The sequence below is a fragment of the Xanthomonas sp. NCPPB 3442 genome (assembly GCF_056725145.1).
In genome coordinates this window covers 4,963,222-4,980,313 of the sequence record NZ_CM161514.1, presented here as the reverse complement: position 1 = coordinate 4,980,313, position 17,092 = coordinate 4,963,222, and the positions used below count along the sequence as shown (strand labels likewise).

Genomic DNA, 17,092 nt, shown 5'->3' with positions numbered 1-17,092 from the left:
CAGTTTGCCGGTTTTTTCGTGAATCCAGGTGGTTGACGATGCAACTCCCTCCCGCACGACGCCTGCCATGAAAGCCATCGCCTACCCGCAACACGGCCTGCCCATCGACGATGCGCGCGCGCTGATCGAACTCGAGCTGCCGCTGCCCACCCCCGGCCCGCGCGACCTGCGCGTGCGCATCCACGCCGTGTCGGTCAACCCGGTCGACACCAAGGTGCGCAGCAACGCGGCGGTGGATGCCCCGCGCGTGCTGGGCTGGGACGCCAGCGGCGTGGTCGATGCGGTCGGCGAGGCGGTCAGCCTGTTCCGCCCCGGCGATGCGGTGTACTACGCCGGCGCGCTGACCCGCCCGGGCACCAATGCCGAGTTCCACCTGGTGGACGAGCGCCTGGTCGGGCGCAAGCCGGCCACGCTCGACAACGCTGCGGCCGCCGCATTGCCGCTCACCGCCATCACCGCCTGGGAGCTGCTGTTCGACCGGCTCGGCATTGCCGAAGGCGGCGGCGAAGGCCAGGCATTGCTGGTGGTCGGTGCGGGCGGGGGCGTGGGCTCGATCCTGGTGCAGCTGGCGCGCACGCTGACCAAGCTGACCGTCATCGGCACCGCCTCGCGCCCGGAAACCCGGGATTGGGTGCACGCACTCGGCGCGCATCACGTGATCGACCACAGCCAGCCCCTGGGCGAGGGCCTGCAGCGGATCGGCATCGCGCAGGTGCAGCACGTCGCCAGCCTCACCCACACCGACCAGCACTTCGCCCAACTGGTCGAGGTGCTGGCCCCGCAAGGTCAGCTGGCGCTGATCGACGACCCGGCCACGCTGGACGCGCTGCCGCTCAAGCGCAAGAGCCTGTCGCTGCACTGGGAGCTGATGTTCACCCGCTCGCTGTTCGAAACCCAGGACATGATCGCCCAGCACCATCTGCTCAATCGCGTCGCCGAGCTGGTGGACACCGGCGTGCTGCGCACCACCCTGGGCGAGCACTACGGGCGCATCACCGCCGACAACCTGCGCCGCGCCCACGCCGCGCTGGAATCGCACCGCACCCGCGGCAAGCTGGTGCTGGAAGGCTTCTGAGCGCAGAGGCCTCACGCACGACAGCGCTCTGGCATGGCCGCTGTCGTGCAGCCGCACCCTGCAGCGTTGGCACGCGATCGCCGCTGGCCAAGGTCCGCGACGCAGCTATTGCGACAGGCGCCGCTACACTGCGCGCATGTCATCTCAATCCCTGATCCTTCTCGGGCTGCTTGTCGTAGTCCTGGTGTTGCAGCTGCTGGCGCTGCTGCGACGTCCGTCCACCACCGCGCTGGAACATGCATTGCGCGCCGAGCAACGCGATGGCCGCGGCGAATTGCGCGAGCAACTCGAAGGCCTGGCGCGGCAGCAGGACGCCCGCCTGGAAACCTTCGCGCGCAACCTCACCGAGTTGTCCACGCGCACCGACCAACGCCTGGACCTGCTGCGCGACGCGCTCGGCGAAGACGCCCGCAAGGCGCGCGAAGAAAGCGGCCTTGCACAACAACGCACCGGCGAGCTGCTGACCCTGCGGCTCACCGAATTGCGCACCCAGCTCGAAGGCTTCGGCCAGCAACAGGAAACCCGCATCCACGTGTTCGGCCAGCAACTGACCGAACTGATCGCGCGCACCGATACGCACATGGCCGCGCTGCGCGACGCGCTGGCCGAAGACGCCCGCAAGGGCCGCCAGGAAGCCGGCCAATCGCAACAACGCTTCACCGAAGCGCTGGGCCAGCGCTTGAACGAACTCACCCAGCGCAACGAACTGCGCATCGGCGAGATGCGCGCCACGCTCGAGCAACAGCTGGCCAACCTGCAACACGACAACGCCAGCAAGCTCGAATTGATGCGCGCCACCGTCGATGAAAAACTGCAGACCACGCTCAACACACGCCTGGATGCCTCGTTCAAGCTGGTCTCCGAACGGCTGGAACAGGTGCAACGCGGCCTGGGCGAAATGCAGCAGCTGGCCACCGGCGTGGGCGACCTCAAGCGCGTGCTCACCAACGTCAAGGACCGCGGCGGCTGGGGCGAAGTGCAGCTGGACAACATCCTCGAGCAGACGCTGACGATGGAGCAATACGCCCGCGGCGTGCGGGTCAAGCCCGACAGTGCCGAAGCGGTGGATTTCGCAATCCGCCTGCCCGGCCGCGGCGACGAGCAGGTGGTCTGGCTGCCGGTGGACGCCAAGTTCCCGCGCGAGGACTACGAACGCCTGATCGACGCGCAGGAAAAGGGCGACCTCGACGCGATCAAGCAGTCGACCGCGCAACTGGAACGCGCCATCCGCATCCAGGCCAAGTCGATCAGCGACAAGTACGTCTGCCCGCCGCACACCACCGACTTCGCGGTGATGTTTTTGCCCACCGAAGGGCTGTATGCCGAAGTGATCCGGCGTGCCGGCCTGGTCGATCTGCTGCAGCGCGAACACCGCGTGGTGCTGGCCGGCCCCACCACGTTTACCGCCTTGCTCAACAGCCTGCAGATGGGCTTTCGCACGTTGGCGATCGAAAAGCGCTCCAGCGAGGTCTGGCAGGTGCTGGGCGCGGTGAAGAGCGAGTTCGGCAAGTTCGCCGGCATTCTGGAAAAGGCCGAGCGGCAGATCAGCACCGTCGGCAAGAGCCTGGGCGAAGCCAGCCGCAAGACCCGCACCATCGAACGCCGCCTGCGCGGGGTGGAAACCCTGGCCGGCGAGCAATCGCAGGCGCTGCTGGACGATGGCAGCGACGACACCGGCACCAGCAGCGAAGACGACAGCACCGACGAGCAGGCGTGATTGGCTGCAGACGCCGATGCATGGCCTGCGCAGGCGACAGCACACGTAGGAGCGCACCCGGGCGCGAGCCGCTTTACCGATAACGCTTCATCGCGCCCGGGTACGCTCCTACGAATGCAGGTTTTCGGCACGTGCTTGCGCCGATCGCCAGCACATCGCGCAGACATCGCCACCGCGATGCTTGCACCCACCTGATTCAAGACGAGAGTTTCAACATGGCGACCCGATGGATCCACGCAGGGCTCTGCGCGCTGCTGCTGACTGCCTGCAGCAATGCGCCAACCGCCTCCCCTGCCTCGCCAGCCGCGCAGGCCCCTGCTGCACAAACCAGCGCCGACGCCGCTGCCTGCACCGCAAAGGGTGGCCAACTGCGCCCGGTCGGCCGCATGCAGGTTCCGCGCTGCATCGTGCCGTATGCCGATGCCGGCAAGACCTGCACCGACAACAGCGATTGCAGCGGCGACTGCCTGGCCACCAGCATCGTGCCGACCGGCGCGGCGGCCACCGGGACCTGCCAGCGCGACAGCGATCGTTTCGGTTGCCGCCAGGAGGTGGTCGGCGGCAAGGGCCAGGCGGCGTTGTGCATCGATTGAGGGCTTCGAAGATGGCCGAGCGCGGGTCCTGGCCGGTCAGCCGTTCGGCCCGTGGGCGCCGCTGCAGACAACTGCCAGCCGCCTGAGCCAGCCGCATCGCTCGCTCCACCCTGGCCGTTTATGCTCTCGGCTCTACCTGTCCAGGACGCATCGATGAGCCAGACGCTATACGACATTCCCGTGACCCGCATCGACGGTGATCCCGCCACCCTGGCCGACTATCGCGGCAAGGTGCTGCTGGTGGTCAACGTCGCCTCCAAGTGCGGCCTGACCCCGCAGTACGAAGGCCTGGAAGCGCTGTATCGCGACAAGCGCACGCAAGGTCTGGAAGTGCTGGGGTTTCCGGCCAACGACTTCAACGCACAGGAGCCGGGCAGCGAAGCGGAAATCGCGCAGTTCTGCCAGCTCACCTACGATGTCACCTTCCCGATGTTTGCCAAGATCGCCGTCACCGGCGACCAGGCGCACCCGCTGTATCGCGCACTGACCAGCACCCATCCGCACACCACCGGCGAGGGCCCGATGCGCGAAAAACTGGCCGGCTACGGCATCGCCCCCAACCCCGCGCCCGGCGTGGTGTGGAACTTCGAAAAATTCCTGATCGGCCGCGACGGCAAGATCATCGACCGCTTCGCTCCGGATATTCCCGCCGACGATGCACGCCTGCGTGCGGCAGTGGATGCGGCGCTGGCCACCCACGCATAGCGCGCTGGCGGCATTGCGATGACGCGTCACGTTCTTATCGGGAGCCAGGGAACAGGCAATGACCTTCAATCACTTCTTCAGCTCTTCAATGCTCGCGTTGTCGATGGTGACTGGCTGCTCGCACATGCCCGGTACGGCGTCCACCCCTGACACGCAGGCAGCGCGGTACATCGTCGACTGTTCTCGCGACTGGGCAGAGTCTGTCGTGACAGGAGATCGGTCAAAGCGCAGGATTTACTTTGCCGACGACTTCATCGGGACTGACACCAAGGGCCGCAGATACGATAAATCCCAGGTCACTCGCGAGACCGGTCCTGCCAAACAGATCATGTCCAACACACTCGACGAGATCAACGTCAGATTCTTCGGAGAGACCGCGATCGCGCACGGGAGCGAAACGTGGACCCGTAAAGACGGGTCTACGGGCCGGTATGTCTGGACCGATATCTGGATCAAGCGGAGTGGTCGGTGGCAAATCATCGCTGCACAGGATGCAGCGGTACCGGTACCGACACCGCCTCGCAACGACGGCACCTAGCACTGCTGTCACACCGAGGCGCTTGGCAACGCGGGCGTTCGTCGTGACGTCGCAACGGGTCCGCCTGGTGCCCAACACACAAAAAGCCCGGGATCGCTTCCGGGCTTTTACATTCATCACTCGCCAAAACCCTAACCGCTCAACGCACCCAGTTCGGGATCGGCATGGCGTTACCCGGCACGGTATTGTCCTTGTCCTCGCGCAGGTATTCCGGCAGCTCGTTGTTCTTCTCGCGATGGCTGCGCAGATCGCGGGTGATCTGGTAATTGCGGCGCTGCATCCACGCATCGCGGGTCAGCGCGTATTCGTCCGGCGCCTGGTCGCGCAGCGAATCCAGCGACATCAGCTGCGCGCGCGTGTCCACCAGCTGCAAGCCCTGCAGGGCGAAGCGCGTACCGCCGTCGTCCACCTGGCGAATCCACGACAGCGGAATATCGCCCGCCAGCCCGAAGGTGTCGCGCACGGTGCGCGGGCCGAACAACGGCAGTTCGAAGTAACGCGAATTGCGCCAGCCCCACGCGCCCAGCGTCTGGCCGAAGTCTTCGCTGCGCCGCGGGATGCCGGCCGCCGAGGCGGGGTCGAACAGCCCGGCCACACCCAGGGTGCTGTTCATCACAAAGCGCCCCAGCGACTGCATTGCATGGACCGGGTGGCCTTGCAGCAGCTGGTTGACCATGGTCAGCGGCGTGCCCAGGTTGTCGAAGAAGTTGGTCACGCCCAGGCGCGCCGGGCTCGGCACCACCTTGGTGTAGGCCGTCGCCAACGGACGCGCCACGCCGCGGTCCACCGCCATGTTGAAGCGGTGCATGCCGCGGTTGTAGCGCTCCCAGGGGTCGTATGCCGGCGCCGCGCCCGGTTGTGCCGGCGCACCGTTGGCACCTGCTTGCGGGGTGGTCGGGCCATACAGCGCATCGAAATCGCTTTCGGCATCGGTGGGCGCGCCTGCAGCGGCGGTGCCGGTACCCGCCGCTGCAGGCGCATCGGCAGGAGCAGCAGCGCTCGCCGGCAGCGCGTCCGGGGCGGCCATCCCGGCGGCGGCCGGCTGCGCGGTCACTCCGGCATCGTCGCGTACCGGCGCCTCGGTCGCAGGCGCGATGGCGGTACCGCCCGACGGCGGTGCGGATTTGGGCGCCTGGCTGGCGCAGGCACCCAGCAGCAGGCTGGCCAACAACGGGAGAGAACGGAACTGGGTCATGGGCTGGCGCTCAGGCCTGAAAATCGAGAGTGGGGGACAACCGGTAGGCGGCGCGCAATTCGTCCAGACCGGACGCCTCGCCCACCACCGCGCCGCTGCCGGCTTGTAACCGGGCAGCCAGTTCGGCCAGCATCGCCACGCCGGCACTGTCCAGGCGTTGTACACCCGACAGGTCCAGCGTGCGCGCGCCATCCAGCTGTGCGATCGCCTGCGGCCAGGCCGCGGTGACCGCCGCACGGTCGAGCACGCCGGTGATGACCAGCGTGTCGGCCGTGCGTTGCACGGTATCAGTTGCCATTGGCCGGTGCCGTACCGACCTGCAGGTTGCCGCTACGCAGCTCGGCGGCCACCTTGGCGATGCCCTTCTCGCGCAGCGGGCCGTCGAACTGGGTCTTGAAGGTCTGCACGTAGGAAATGCCTTCGATCATCACGTCGAAGATCTTCCACTGGCCGCCGGTATTGCGCATCAGGTAGTCGACCGGGGTCGGGTCGTTGCCGGCACGCAGCAGGTCGGTGGAGACCTTGACGCCGCGGTTGCCCGGCAGCGCGCTCTCGGACTTGGCGCGGAAGGTCGGCTTGCCTTCGAAATTCAGCAGCGCGGTGCCATACCGCTGCATCAGGTTGTCGGCCAGCGCATCGGCAAACAGCTTGACGTCGGCATCGGAGGCGCCACGGCCATGCACGCCCAGCACCAGGCGGGCCGAGTAGTCGCGGTCGAAGGCCTTGTTCAATTCGCCATTGATGAACTGACGCAGCGCCGCCGGATTGCTGCGGAACTCGGCACGGCGCTGGTCCAGCGTGCTCAGGATGCGGGTGCTGCTGTCGATGACGGTCTTGGTCGCCGCGCCCTGCGCAGGTGCGCTGGCAGCGGCCGGCTGCGCCAGCACGGTGGCCGGTGCGCACACCAGCAGGGTCGAGGCCAGGACGGCAGAAAGCACAGTGGTCTTCATTGGTGTGGTTCCGTAGAGGGAGGAGCGGTTTGGGCAGGCGCAGGCGCCTGGCCGTTGGCGGCGGCCGGGGCATTGCTGCCGCCACCGCCACCACTGAACATGTATTTGCCGACCAGCTGCAGCAGATCCACCGCCGGCTGGGTGAAGCCGATTTCGTCGCCCGGCTTGAGGGTGTCCGGGTCGCCGCCCGGCTGCAGCCCGATATAACTCTCGCCCAGCAAGCCGCTGGTGAAGATGCCGGCCGAGGTGTCGGCCGGCAGGTCCTTGTATTTGGTATCCAGCGACAGGGTCACGATCGAATCGAACTTGGTCGGGTCCAGGCTGATGTTGGACACCTTGCCGATGGTCACCCCGCCGATCTTTACCGGTGCCTGCGCGCGCAGCTGGCCGATCTGGCTGAAGCGGGCGGTCAGCGTGTACTGGCTGGAGCCAAAGCCCCAGCGCTGGTTGGTCGAGGCCACCGCCAGCACCAGCAGCGAGGCCAGGGTCAGCAGCAAAAAGGCGCCGACGGCGAATTCGAGTCGTGGTCCACGCATGGCCATAGTTATTCCACTCACCTAAACAACATTGCAGAAAGGACGAAGTTGAACATCAGCACCAGCAAAGAGGCATTCACCACCGCGCGGGTGGTGGCGACCGAGGTGCCTTCGATGGTCGGTTCGGCATGGAAGCCCACGTAGGCGGCAACCAGTGCAGCGGTGCCGCCGAAAATCGCCGACTTGAGCATCGCCACGCCGAAGTCGTCCCAGACGTCCACGCTATTGCTCAGCCCGGACCAGAACGTGCCGTTGTCGATCCCCAGCACATGCACCGCTTCGAAATAGCCACCGGTGATGGCCAGCGAGCAGAACACGCCGGTGAGCAACGGCACCGTCAGCACCGCCGCCCAGAAGCGTGGCGCCACGGCCTTGGCCACCGGGTCGATGGCCATCAGCTCCAGCGCCTTGATCTGGTCGGTGGCGCGCATCAGGCCGAGCTCGGCGGCGATCGAACTGCCGGCGCGGCCAATGAACAACAAGGCGGTCAGCACCGGCGCCAGTTCGCGATACAGCGACAGGCCCAACAAGGTGGACAACGCATCCGACGCACCGTAGGTGGTGAGCGTGCGATAGCCCTGCAAGGTCAGCACCAGGCCGACGAAGGCGCCGCCCACCGCAATGATCGGCAGCGAGCGCGCGCCGACCTTGTAGATCTCGCGGACCAGTTCGGCAATGAAATCGCGCGTGGGCAGCGAGCCGCGCAGCACCGTCAGCGAGAACAGCCCGGCGCGGCCGAAGGCGCGAATGGAATCGGCGAAGGCCATCAGGCAGCACTCCGGTCGCGGCGCGGGGCGGCATCGAAGGCGATCGGGCCGTCCGGCTGGCCGTGCAGGAATTGCTGCACCAGCGGGTCGGTACTGTCCTGCAGCTGCGCCGGCGTGCCGGCGAACACGATGCCGCCATTGGCGATCACCACCGCCTGGTCGCAGATCGGCAGCGTCTCGTGCACATGGTGGCTGACGATGATGCTGGTCAGCCCCAGGCTGTCGTTGAGGCGCTGGATCAGGCTCATGATCACGCCCGAGGCGATCGGGTCCAGTCCGGTCAGCGGCTCGTCGTAGATCATCAGCGGCGGGTCCAGCGCCAGCGCGCGCGCCAGTGCCACGCGCCGTGCCATGCCGCCGGACAACTCGCGTGGCCAGGCATCGGCTGCGGCCAGCAGGCCCACTGCATGCAACTTCATCTGCACCAGCCGCTGCAGCACCGCTGCCGGCAACCGCGTGTGGGTGCGCAGCGGTAGTGCGACGTTCTCGGCCACGCTGAGGTCGGTGAGCAGGCCATTGCCCTGCAGCAGCACGCCGACGTTGCGACGCATCTCCAGCAGCGCGCGGCTGCCGGTGGGAATGGGATTGCCGAACAACGTGACCGTGCCTGCGACCGGACGCAGCTCGCCGGTCAGCGCCGCCAGCATGGTGGATTTGCCGCTACCGGACGGACCGAGCACGGCCGTGATGCTGCCGCGTGGCACATCCAGCGACACATCGCGCAGGATCGTGCGCCCGCCGCGATCGATGCGGACACCGGACAACTGCACGACAGGGGAAGCGGAAGCCGTCATGGGTGCCTTTAACAAAATTACAACGCGATAGAGTAGCCCGTGCACCGCTGAACATAACCAGACTGGCGCGTGCAGTATTGTCGCATTCACCGAAGGGCGATGTGCAGGTTGCGCGTCGCTGTCTGCGTAACAGCGTGTCCTGCAACGCAACCAGGCCCACGCATGCGGTCGCGATCGGCAAACGTACGCTGCGGTAGGGACGTAAGCGACGTTGCCACAGCACGCAGTGTGTACCTTGAGACTGGCAGGTGCCCCTGGTCGTCTTGCCTGTCGCAGTTGCGCAACGATCTGCCTAGCACGTCGCGTTGTCGGCAGCGGCATCTTGTCGAACCGGCCACAAAACGTGACGATCCACGCTACTTCGTCGCTGCAGGAATCTTCCATGGAGTTGCTGACGCTTGAACACTTTGCCGGCAGCGTCAACGAGACCTTTGCCGCCGCTTTGAATGAGGGCGAGGTGCCGTTCGTGCTGGTGGAGGCGCGGCCCTTGCAGCACGCGCGCAATTCGCAACGTGCGCCGTTCTCGCTGCTGTTTCGGAATGGTTCGGCCTTTTTGTTTCCGCAGCAGACCTATCAGATGCGGCATGCGCGGCTCGGCGAGATCGGTATCTTCCTGGTGCCGGTGGCGCGCGAGCGCGACGGGTTCTTGTATCAGGCCGTATTCAATTGAACACGGCCAGCTGCTCGTTCAACTGAGCAGGTGATCGTGCCGATGCCAGTGCATCTGCAGATGGGTCTGGGTGCTGTCGCCTGCAACGAATCCGAGGCGGGCATACAGGCGTTGCGCGGCGGGGTTGGCGTGCAGCACATGCAATGACAAAGCACATCCCGCATCGCGGGCGCACGCCTGCGCATGTGCAATCAACTGCGTGCCGATGCCCTTGCCATGCCAGTCCGGCAGCAGGCTGATATCGACCAGCGTGTGGTGTGCGGCGCCGCGGTGCAGATACAGCCGGCCGATCGCTAGAGCTTTGGTCTGCACGATCAGAAAGTCCGCATCGGCAAACTGCTGCCGGTAATGCGCGCGCTGCAGGGCGAACTGCTGCTGCAGGAAGGCGCGCTTGGTCGCTTCCGGCCAAGGCACCGGTGCCAGCTCCTCGCGACGCGTGCTGGCGTACAGATCCTGCAACCAGGGCAGATCCGCATCCTGCTCTTCGCGCAATGCAATGGCGTGCGCACCCGGCAACGTGGTCTGGCTTGCGCCGCCGGATGCCTTCACGACCTCGCCGGAAAGCGGGCGTGTCATGACATCAACTGAAGACAGGGTAGTCGCCGGATAGCGCGATGCAGAAGTTCACCGCCAGATACGGCTGCCGGTTCTCGTGGGCCTGGCCGTTGCCGGTGGGAATCAACATAACGGGAGAGAACTGCTTGTCGGGCGCAATTGCGTTATATGGACGTGCGCTGCTGCTACCTGGCGACGACAGCGCGGCGCCGCCGACGGGCGCACCGCTCTTCTTCGTCTGGTCCGCTAAGGAGAACGAGTTGACGCCGTGCTGGTGCATCGGCATCTCCGAGCCCGACAGATTCACCCCTGCGGAACCAAAATTGCTGCCCAGCGTGTGCGGGGTCAGGCCAGGGCCCGGGCCCTGCTGGCAGCCAGCGCGCGCGGTGAAGTTCGGCAGCTGAAACGTACTGGAGCCATTGCCGCCGTAGGCGATGCCGAGCAGCGAATACAGCGCGCTGTTCTGCGTGATCGGCAGGACGGCACCATTGCACAGGGCCCAGCCGTAAGGGTTGTAGTCGAAGCCGAACAACTGGATTTCGCCGAGATAGGGTTCGGTCATGAGCGGATTCCTCCGATGGAGCGGATGCGTGCCGCAGCCACGTCGACGCGGCGCATGGGATCAGGCTTGCTGCGGAAAGATGCCGGTGGTGGCAATGCAGTACTGCACCGTCAGTGTGGGCATGACGTTGTCGTGCGGCTGGTTACCACCGGCGAATGAGGTGCTCTGCCCCGACATCGCTTGCGCCGTGGCGCCGCCGGTGGTGGTGAGATAGAAAGTGTCGCCGCTCACCGCTGCAGGCAACAGGCCCGAGGGTGCCGTCGCTGTCGCCCCCGCGGTGGTAGCTTGCGCGACGTGCGTATGCGCCGGCATCTGCAGATCGGTCAACGTCACCGTCTCGGTACCGGCACTCTGGGCAAGCACGTAGTTGCTCAGTCCCGGCCCCTGGCCCTGGTGGACCGGCACGCGGCCGCGCAGGTCAGGCACTGCAAAGGTGCTGGTGCCATTTCCACCGTAGGCGGTGCCGAGCAGGACATATAACGGCTCGTATTCGGAGATCTGCAGCAATGAGCCATCGCACGCTTGCCAGCCCTGAGGAGTGCGGCCAAAGCCGAACAGGCGGATTTCGCCGATGAAGGGAGTACCCATGAGATTCTTCCTGGTCGATGAGGTGATCCGCGCACCAGTGCGCTGCGCACCCGAGTGCGGATGCGCCTAGCTGCGCGAAGGGAAGATGCCGGACAGCGCGATGCAGAAATTGATCGTGGTGTATGGCTGCACGTTCGGATGCGCCTGGCCGCCGCCCTCTGCGCCTACCGTGGCTTGCGAGAGCGGGACCACGCTCCCCGGCGCGGCGTACAGCGGTGTCGCCGTTCCCGACGTGGCGCCATTGTTGGCGAATAGGCGCCCGGTTGGGTTGCGGTTATTGCCGGCGGCGCTGGCGCATTCCATCAGATGGAGGTGTGCAGGCAACTGGTTTTCCACCAGCGTCACCGTCTCCGCACCAGCGGCCTGACCCATTGGCATCGCCGTCGGCTGCCATGCCGGATCCGCCGACGGCCCATAGCCCATCGGCGTGCGGCCGCGCATGTCCGGCAGCGCGAAATTGGTCTTGCCGTCGCCGCCGAACCGCGTGCTGAGCAGACTGAACAGGGCCTGGTTCTGATTGATCGGCAGCAATTGACCGTTGCATTGCGCAAAATACTTCGGCGCAAACGCGAAACCGGTCAGCATGATCTGACCGATGAAGAACTCGCTCATGCGGATCTCCCCTAGGGTGTTTGACGCCGACATCGCGCCTGGCGCTGCTCTACTTAATCACGTCTTCTGCGCAATGCAAGCATTGATAATGCTGAATCGGACAGGGGCGACGTATTTGGTGCTTTACGAATACGTAAATTTACTGTTCAAATGCTAGCGCAGCATGGTGGGGAATATGCCCTTCAAGGCCTATAACCATGCTGTCTGAGGCACCAGGAGCGTTGCCGGCGCCAGTGGGGTGGCGTGATTTTCCGGGGAAATGGAATATGTCTACGAATTGCACCAATATGGCTGCAGGCGTGCGCGTCGTTTTGCGTTGGCCGCTGGTGTTCGCGCTGCTGCTGTTGAGTACGCTGTATTCCGGCAAGGCCGCAGCAGCGGCGTCGCAATATTGTCCGACGTTGAACGCCACTGTAGTTCAGGGTGGCTCGGTGCAGATCGACGTCACCACCTGCGACGGCACTGGCGTAGACGACATCGGCGTTGGCTGGGACGGAGTGCAGCCTCCCCACGGCACTCTGACCGTTCCTAATCCAAGCGGAGCACAGGGAACGCAGATCGTCACATACACGCATAATGGCGACAGCGCCACCAGCGACACGTTTCCGCTGGAAGACGGCGCTGGCGATACCATCACAGTCAATATCACGATTACCCCCTCGCGGACCGCCAGCATCGCGGTTAGCCCGTCCGCCGCCAACGAGGACAGCGGTACCTCCTTGGTCTACACGGTGACGCTGAGCCAGACCAATACCTCGGCGACCACGGTCAACCTGACCCGCAGCGGCACCGCGACCAGCGGCACGGACTACTCCGGCGCTGTGACCAGCGTGGTGGTGCCGGCCAATACCGCCTCGGCCAGCTTCAGCGTTACCCCGATCGCCGACACCGCGGTGGAAACCGACGAAACGGTGATCTTCAGTGTCGCCAATGGCACCGGCTATTCCACCGGCAGCCCGTCCAGCGCCACCGCCACCATCGTCAACGACGACTTCCCTTCCGCGAGCATCGCCGTCTCCCCGGCCAGCGTGTCCGAGGACGGCGCCACCAATCTCCTCTACACGGTCACCCTGAACCAACCGTCGCCCACCGCGCTGTCCATCGGCTTTGGCGTGAGCGGCACCGCGACCTCGGGCACCGACTATGCGGCCGTGAGTTCGCCGCTGGTGATCGCCGCTGGCCAGACCACCGGCACCATCACCATCAATCCGACCGCCGACAGCACGGTCGAGCCCGACGAAACCGTGGTGATCAGCCTCAACACCGGCAGCGGCTACACGGTCGGTTCGCCGAACAGCGCCACCGGCACCATCCTCAACGACGACCAGCCGGCGCTGTCGATCAACGATGTCTCGGTCAACGAAGGCAATGCCGGCACCACCAACGCCACCTTCACCGTGTCGTTGAGCGCGCCGGCCGGCGCCGGCGGCGTCAGCTTCGATATCGCCACGGCCGATGGCACCGCCACTGCGGGTGTGGACTATGTCGCCTCCAGTCTGACCGGGCAGACCATCCCGGCCGGCAGCAGCAGCGCCACCTTCACCGTGCTGGTCACCGGCGACACGCTGGCCGAGCCGAACGAAACGTTCTTCGTCAACCTCAGCAACGTCACCGGCGCCAGCGTGAGTGACGGGCAGGGCCTGGGCACGATCGTCAACGACGATGCGCAGCCGGCCTTGTCGATCGACGATGTGAGCGTCAACGAAGGCAACAGCGGCACCACCACGGCCACCTTCACGGTGAGCCTGAGCGCTGCCAGCGGCCAGACCGTCACGGTCAACTACGCCACCGCCGACGGGACCGCCACCGCCGGCAGCGACTATGTCGCGCGCTCCGGCACGCTGAGCTTCGCGCCGGGCGTGACCGCGCAAGGCGTGGCCGTCACCGTCAATGGCGACACCGCGGTCGAGCCCAACGAAACCTTCAGCGTTGGCCTGTCCGGCGCCAGCAATGCGACCATCGCCCGCGCCACCGGCACCGGCACCATCCTCAACGATGATGCGGTGGTGACGATCTCGCCGGCGTCGCTGCCCGCAGCAACCGCAGGCAGCGCGTACAGCCAGACGCTGAGCGCCAGCGGTGGCACCCCCGGCTACAGCTTCGTGATCAGTGCCGGTACGTTGCCGGCCGGAATGACCCTGAACGCCGCCGGGGTGCTGTCCGGTACGCCGACTGCCAGCGGCAGCTTCAACTTCACCGTCACCGCAACCGACAGCGGGGCACCGACCAGCGGCAGCCGCGCCTATACCCTGACCGTGGCCGGCGCCAACGTGATCTTGCCGGCCACCACCTTGCCGGCCGGCACCGCGGGCCAGGCCTATTCGAGTGCGATCACTCCGGCTGCCGGCGGCATTGCGCCCTACAGCTACGCGCTCACCGCCGGCGCGTTGCCTGCCGGCATCACGCTCAATAGCGGTAGCGGCGCATTGAGCGGCACCACCACCAGCGTGGGCAGCTTCAGCTTCACCGTCACTGCGACCGACAGTACCAGCGGCACGCCCTCGCAGGGTACGCGCGGATACACGTTGAACATCGCCGCGCCGACGATTGCAGTGGCGCCGTCCACGGTTCCCACCGCAACACGTGGCACCGCCTACAGCCAGACGCTGACCGCCAGCGGCGGCACGGCGGCCTACACCTACGCGATCACCAGCGGTGCATTGCCGGCCGGGATCACCTTGGCCAGCAACGGCACCTTGTCGGGCACGGCCACGCTGGAGGGTACGTTCAACTTCACCGTACAGGCCACCGACGCCAACAGCTTCACCGGCACGCAGGCATACAGCCTGACCGTGGCTGGCCCGAACCTGGTGTTGCCGGCGTCGACCTTGCCGGCAGGGACGGCCGGGCAGGCCTATGCGGCTGCGGTCACGCCGGCCACCGGCGGCACCGCGCCGTACAGCTATGCAGTCACTGCCGGCGCGCTGCCGGGTGGCTTGGGACTGGACGCTGCCACCGGCGGCCTCAGCGGAACGCCGACGGTGTCGGGGACCTTCACCTTCACCCTGACGGTCACCGACAGCACGCCCAGCCCCGCCGCGCAGGCCAGCCGGAGCTACTCGCTGACCATCAACGCCGCAACGCTGGTGCCGGGGCAGCCCACCTTGCCGCCGGCCGTGCGTGGCACCGCCTACAACCAGGTGCTCACCGCCAGCGGCGGCGTTGCGCCGTACCGCTACAGCATTGCCAGCGGCACGTTGCCGGCCGGATTGACGCTGGCCAGCGACGGCACGCTGTCGGGCACGCCAACGGTACAGGGCACCACGTCGTTCACCATTGCGGTGGCCGATGCGGGCAATGCCAGCGCCACGCAGGCCTACACCTTCACGGTGAACGATGCGGCGCCGGTGGCGGTGGCCGATGTTGCCGCCACCATGACCGACACCGCCGTGACCGCAGCGGTCACCGCCAACGACACCGGCAGCATCACCGCGATCGCCATTGCCAGCGCGCCCACCAACGGCACGGCCGTGGTCAACGGGCTGGAAGTGGTCTACACGCCGAACGCCGGCTTTGCCGGTACCGACGTGCTGAGCTATACCGCCAGCGGCGCAGGCGGCACCTCGGCAGCGGTGACGCTGACCATCACGGTCAACGTGCGGCCGGTGGCGGTGTCGGTGACTGCGGCGGCAGTGCCGGGCGAAGCGCAACAGGTGGACATCACCCGTAACGCCACCGGCGGGCCGTTCGTGGCGGCTGCGGTGGTTGCGGTGTTGCCGGCCTCGGCCGGTACCGCCACCATCACCCGCGTGGGCGGCACCGCCAGTGCGGCGGCGGCGCGTGCCTCCGGGCTGTCGCCAGCGGCCGCTGCAATGGCCGAGACGCCGACCTTTACCCTGACCTTTACGCCCAACCCGGCCTTCGTCGGCCAGGCCACGGTGCAGTTCACCTTGTCCAACGCATTCGCCACCTCGGCCCCGGCCAGTGTGGTGTTCAACATCGCGCCACGGCGCGACCCGAGCGTGGATGCGGAAGTGCGTGGCCTGATCGATGCGCAGTCCGAGTCCACGCGGCGTTTTGCGCGGGCGCAGATCGACAACTTCCAGCGCCGTCTGGAGGCCACCCATCGCGGCGGCGGCAGCTTCACCAACGCAGTGAGCTTCCAGCCGACCTCGCATTGCCGCCAGGCCGAGCGCGGCATCAGTGCGCAGCCCTGCAGCCCGGACACGCAGGACGTCGACAACGACTTCCGCGATGCGCCCGCGGCGACCGGCACCACCGGCAGCAGCGCGCAGACGCAGGGTGACCTGGGCCTGTGGGTGGGCGGCGCTATCCGCTCGGGCAGCCTGAACCGCCAGACCAACAGCAACGGCGTGGATTTCCAGACCGATGGATTGAGCGTGGGTGCCGACTACCGGGTTGCCTCGTCGCTGGCGATCGGCGCGGGCCTGGGTTGGGGCCGCGACGACAGCGACGTGGGCAACAACGGCAGCCACAGCAAGGCCACTGCCTACACGATGGCGTTGTACGCCAGCTTCCATCCGGGCAAGGCGTTCTTCTTCGACACCTTGGTCGGCTACCAGCTGCTGTCTTACGACCTGCGCCGCTTCGTCACCGATGACAGTTCGCTGGCCGAGGGCAACCGCGACGGCAAGCAGTGGATCGCCTCGCTCTCCACCGGTGCCGACCTGCAACGCGGCACGCTGCAGATCACCCCGTACGCGCGGGTGGATGTGGCACGCGCCACCTTGGACGGCTATGTGGAAGCAGGCGTGGCCCCGTTCGCGCTGCGCTATGCCGACATGGATGTGGCCACCACCACCGGCAATCTCGGCCTGCGTCTGGAATGGCGTCGCGAGGTTGCCTGGGGACGGCTGACCCCGCAGTTGCGCGTGGAGTACCAGCGCGACTTCCAGGGCCGTGGCGATGCGATCCTGAGCTACGCCGACCTTACCGGTGGCCCGTTCTATCGCACCGCGCAGAGCGCGTTCGACCGCAACCGCCTGATGATGGGCATCGGTGCAGCGCTGTTGACCGAACAAGGCCTGTCGACGCGGCTGGAATACCGCGGCATCACCGACGGCGACAGCAACAACGATCAGACCTGGATGATCAATCTGGAAAAGAAATACTGATCGGGTTGTAAGCCACGCGGTCATGCAACGCGATGGGCCGGGCGAACGCCCCGGCCCATCACGTTTGTGATGTCGGCGGCGTGTTGCGCGCGTGGTTGCGATGACGCTCGCGGACGCAGTGAATGGCTGCGTTGGGCGTCTCGAAGGTTGCACGTAACGA

17 protein-coding genes are annotated in these 17,092 nt (G+C 66.4%); 7 read left to right on the top strand and 10 right to left on the bottom strand.

Features of this window, described 5'->3' with window-relative positions:
- The first annotated feature begins 67 nt into the window (after nucleotides 1-67).
- The 5 genes from AC1POX_RS21490 to AC1POX_RS21470 all read left to right on the top strand — a co-directional run bounded on the left by AC1POX_RS21490 (nucleotide 68) and on the right by AC1POX_RS21470 (nucleotide 4,628).
- Nucleotides 68-1,075, top strand: a complete 1,008-nt coding sequence (locus AC1POX_RS21490; RefSeq protein ID WP_372356586.1) for a zinc-binding alcohol dehydrogenase family protein — start codon at nucleotides 68-70, stop codon at nucleotides 1,073-1,075.
- A gap of 184 nt (nucleotides 1,076-1,259) precedes the next feature.
- Nucleotides 1,260-2,792, top strand: a complete 1,533-nt coding sequence (locus tag AC1POX_RS21485) for a DNA recombination protein RmuC (RefSeq protein WP_186379773.1) — start codon at nucleotides 1,260-1,262, stop codon at nucleotides 2,790-2,792.
- 191 nt (nucleotides 2,793-2,983) lie between these two features.
- Nucleotides 2,984-3,385: a hypothetical protein gene (locus AC1POX_RS21480; protein WP_031425245.1), complete on the top strand. Its 402-nt coding sequence runs from the start codon at nucleotides 2,984-2,986 to the stop codon at nucleotides 3,383-3,385.
- Nucleotides 3,386-3,538: 153 nt separating this feature from the next.
- Nucleotides 3,539-4,090: a glutathione peroxidase gene (locus AC1POX_RS21475; protein WP_338334797.1), complete on the top strand. Its 552-nt coding sequence runs from the start codon at nucleotides 3,539-3,541 to the stop codon at nucleotides 4,088-4,090.
- Nucleotides 4,091-4,148: 58 nt separating this feature from the next.
- Nucleotides 4,149-4,628 (top strand): nuclear transport factor 2 family protein, encoded by a 480-nt coding sequence (locus AC1POX_RS21470; RefSeq protein ID WP_008573078.1) that lies wholly within the window; start codon nucleotides 4,149-4,151, stop codon nucleotides 4,626-4,628.
- A 139-nt stretch (nucleotides 4,629-4,767) separates the two neighbouring features.
- Here the strand turns inward: AC1POX_RS21470 and AC1POX_RS21465 are convergent, their stop codons facing one another.
- From AC1POX_RS21465 to AC1POX_RS21440, 6 genes are read right to left on the bottom strand one after another with little or no spacing between them, the layout of a single operon-like run.
- Entirely contained in the window at nucleotides 4,768-5,823 is a 1,056-nt protein-coding gene (locus tag AC1POX_RS21465; protein WP_372183882.1) for an MlaA family lipoprotein, read from the bottom strand.
- Nucleotides 5,824-5,833: 10 nt separating this feature from the next.
- The gene (locus tag AC1POX_RS21460; protein ID WP_057682048.1) at nucleotides 5,834-6,121 is read right to left on the bottom strand and encodes an STAS domain-containing protein; all 288 of its coding nucleotides are present in this window, start codon (nucleotides 6,119-6,121) and stop codon (nucleotides 5,834-5,836) included.
- A complete protein-coding gene (locus tag AC1POX_RS21455) occupies nucleotides 6,111-6,773 on the bottom strand; it encodes an MlaC/ttg2D family ABC transporter substrate-binding protein (RefSeq protein ID WP_011349189.1) in 663 nt (220 codons plus the stop codon). Before AC1POX_RS21455 ends, AC1POX_RS21460 begins: the two co-directional genes overlap by 11 nt.
- Entirely contained in the window at nucleotides 6,770-7,315 is a 546-nt protein-coding gene (gene mlaD, locus AC1POX_RS21450) for an outer membrane lipid asymmetry maintenance protein MlaD (protein ID WP_008575276.1), read from the bottom strand. Before mlaD ends, AC1POX_RS21455 begins: the two co-directional genes overlap by 4 nt.
- Before the next feature lie 11 nt (nucleotides 7,316-7,326).
- A complete protein-coding gene (locus AC1POX_RS21445) occupies nucleotides 7,327-8,076 on the bottom strand; it encodes an MlaE family lipid ABC transporter permease subunit (RefSeq protein WP_011349188.1) in 750 nt (249 codons plus the stop codon).
- Nucleotides 8,076-8,870, bottom strand: a complete 795-nt coding sequence (locus tag AC1POX_RS21440; protein WP_136733114.1) for an ABC transporter ATP-binding protein — start codon at nucleotides 8,868-8,870, stop codon at nucleotides 8,076-8,078. The genes AC1POX_RS21445 and AC1POX_RS21440 overlap by 1 nt, the downstream gene beginning before the upstream one ends.
- Nucleotides 8,871-9,252: 382 nt before the next feature.
- On the opposite strand from AC1POX_RS21440, the gene AC1POX_RS21435 reads away from it, so the two are divergent.
- Nucleotides 9,253-9,540: a DUF6916 family protein gene (locus tag AC1POX_RS21435; protein WP_011257259.1), complete on the top strand. Its 288-nt coding sequence runs from the start codon at nucleotides 9,253-9,255 to the stop codon at nucleotides 9,538-9,540.
- Between the two features lie 18 nt (nucleotides 9,541-9,558).
- Here the strand turns inward: AC1POX_RS21435 and AC1POX_RS21430 are convergent, their stop codons facing one another.
- The 4 genes from AC1POX_RS21430 to AC1POX_RS21415 form a co-directional block, all read right to left on the bottom strand.
- Complete coding sequence (locus AC1POX_RS21430; protein ID WP_014091557.1) at nucleotides 9,559-10,116, bottom strand: GNAT family N-acetyltransferase; 558 nt, start codon at nucleotides 10,114-10,116, stop codon at nucleotides 9,559-9,561.
- 4 nt (nucleotides 10,117-10,120) lie between these two features.
- On the bottom strand, nucleotides 10,121-10,657 hold the full coding sequence (locus AC1POX_RS21425; RefSeq protein ID WP_011349185.1) for a phage tail protein: 537 nt from the start codon (nucleotides 10,655-10,657) through the stop codon (nucleotides 10,121-10,123).
- 60 nt (nucleotides 10,658-10,717) lie between these two features.
- Nucleotides 10,718-11,245, bottom strand: coding sequence for a phage tail protein (locus AC1POX_RS21420; RefSeq protein ID WP_057682050.1), 528 nt, complete (start codon nucleotides 11,243-11,245; stop codon nucleotides 10,718-10,720).
- A 66-nt stretch (nucleotides 11,246-11,311) separates the two neighbouring features.
- Nucleotides 11,312-11,857, bottom strand: coding sequence for a phage tail protein (locus tag AC1POX_RS21415; protein ID WP_011349183.1), 546 nt, complete (start codon nucleotides 11,855-11,857; stop codon nucleotides 11,312-11,314).
- A gap of 266 nt (nucleotides 11,858-12,123) precedes the next feature.
- On the opposite strand from AC1POX_RS21415, the gene AC1POX_RS21410 reads away from it, so the two are divergent.
- Nucleotides 12,124-16,932, top strand: coding sequence for a putative Ig domain-containing protein (locus AC1POX_RS21410; RefSeq protein WP_372356585.1), 4,809 nt, complete (start codon nucleotides 12,124-12,126; stop codon nucleotides 16,930-16,932).
- The last annotated feature ends 160 nt before the right edge of the window (nucleotides 16,933-17,092 follow it).